Here is a 1786-nt window from a genome sequence, read left to right as displayed (position 1 = left end):
GCTTGTGACCGAAATAGTCGGTCGCCGTCACCTTCAGCGGGATCTTCAGCTCGGCAAAGGTTTCGGGGATGGCCTCGGGCAGAAAGGCTTTCAGGATGCGCTCGACATTGAACTGGCTGACGCGGATGCCGTTCTGCATGGCTTCGGCTATCGTGCCCGGCCGCGCCCGCCACATGCGGCTGGCCACCTCGGCGCGGCGGCCGAGGATCGAGCGGGCGTAGTCGTGGATGTCCTTGCCGGCCATACCCGATGCCATGCCGGCACCCATGATGGCGCCGATCGACGAGCCGGCAATCGCCACCGGCTTGATGCCGAGCTCGTCCAGCGCCTCGATGACATGGATGTGGGCCAGCCCGCGCGCGCCGCCGCCGCCGAAGGCGATGCCGAAGGTGGGGCTCATCCCTTGCCGGCTCCGGCCAGTTTCGGGCCGATGACCATGATGGTCGGCTCGGTGGTCAGCAGCTTTTTCGCCGCCGCCTTGACCTGTTCGAGCGTCACCGCATTGATGTAGCCGGCGCGGCGCTGCATGTAGTCGATGCCGAGATCGTCGAGCTGCAACTCGACCAATGTCGAGGCGATGGCGCTGGACGAGTCCAGATTGTTGATGGCGTAGGCGCCGATCATGTATTTCTTGGTCGCCGCCAGTTCCGCTTCGGTCGGGCCTTGTTCGGCCAATTGCTTGACGACATCGCGGACGATGCCAAGCGTCTCGGCCGCACGGTCGGACCGGGTGCCGGTGCTGACGATCAACGCGTTAGCGTGGTCCTGGTTGATGAGCGAGGAGTTGACACTGTAGGCCAGTCCGCGCTTTTCGCGCACTTCCTGGAACAGGCGCGAGGTGAAGGTGCCGCCGCCGAGGATCTCGTTCATCAGCACGGCGGGGAAGAAATCCGCCGCCTTGCGCTTCACGCCGGGAAAGGCGAGCTGCAGGGAGGTCTGCGGCAGGTCGTAGTCGACCTCGATATGCTGCGCCAGCTTCGGGTCGATATCGGCCACAGGCCTCAGCGCCTGGTTCTGCGGCAGGTCGCCGAACACCATGTCGAGCTTCTTCTTCAGCGTCTCCGCGTCGATGGCGCCGACTACGGCGACATGCAGGCCGCCGCGCGCGAACACCGCTTTGTGCAGGCCTTTCAGATCATCGGACGTGATGGCGGCGATGCTTTCCTTGGTGCCCTGATCGGAGCGGGAATAGGGATGGTCGCCATAGAGGGCGCGCGCCCATTTGTTCTGCGCCACCGTGTCCGGGTCGTTTTCGCCGGCGATGATGCCGGACAGGATCTGGGAACGGATGCGGTCGATCGGCAACTGGTCGAAGCGCGGCTCGTTGACCGCCAGCCGCAGCAGGTCGAAGGCCTGGTCGCGCTGCTCGGCCAGCATGCGCATCGAGCCGTAGATGCCGTCGCGGCTCTCGTCGAAGCTCATCTCGGCGCCGGCATCGTCGAGCTTGATCTGGAAGTCTTCACTATCGAGCGGGCCGGCGCCTTCGTCGAACAGGCCGGTCATCAGATTGGCCAGTCCTTCCTTGCCGACAGGATCCTGCGTCGAGCCGCCGCCAAAGACGAAGCGGATGGCCACGACCGGCACGGAATAATCCTCGACCAACCAGGCGGTGATGCCCTTTGGCGAGGTGACGGACTGGATCTCCATGGCCCGCGCGGTGAGCGCCGGCAGGATGAGGAAGAGGATGGAGAGAAAGAGGGTGGTGAGTGCACGCCATGCGGCAATCGTCGGCAGCGACCAATCGCGGAAGCCGGCGCTCCCCCCCCCCCCGCCTCCCCCTTGCTCC

At 65.2% G+C, this 1786-nt stretch carries 2 protein-coding genes; both read right to left on the bottom strand.

Annotation, left to right across the window (positions count from 1 at the left end; all coding sequences use genetic code 11):
- A partial coding sequence (locus EN969_RS29610; RefSeq protein ID WP_206525264.1) for a patatin-like phospholipase family protein occupies positions 1–400 on the bottom strand: 400 nt, incomplete at its 3' end.
- Positions 397–1734 carry a pitrilysin family protein gene (locus EN969_RS29605; RefSeq protein WP_164745909.1) on the bottom strand — a complete coding sequence of 446 codons (1338 nt, stop codon included), beginning with the start codon at positions 1732–1734 and terminating at the stop codon, positions 397–399. The genes EN969_RS29610 and EN969_RS29605, both read right to left, overlap by 4 nt.
- Between the last annotated feature and the right edge of the window lie 52 nt (positions 1735–1786).

The sequence above is a fragment of the Mesorhizobium sp. M7A.F.Ca.CA.003.01.2.1 genome (assembly GCF_003998945.1).
Classification (GTDB): domain Bacteria; phylum Pseudomonadota; class Alphaproteobacteria; order Rhizobiales; family Rhizobiaceae; genus Mesorhizobium; species Mesorhizobium ciceri.
Note: the sequence above shows the minus strand (reverse complement) of the source record. Positions and strands in the feature narration are given on the sequence as shown.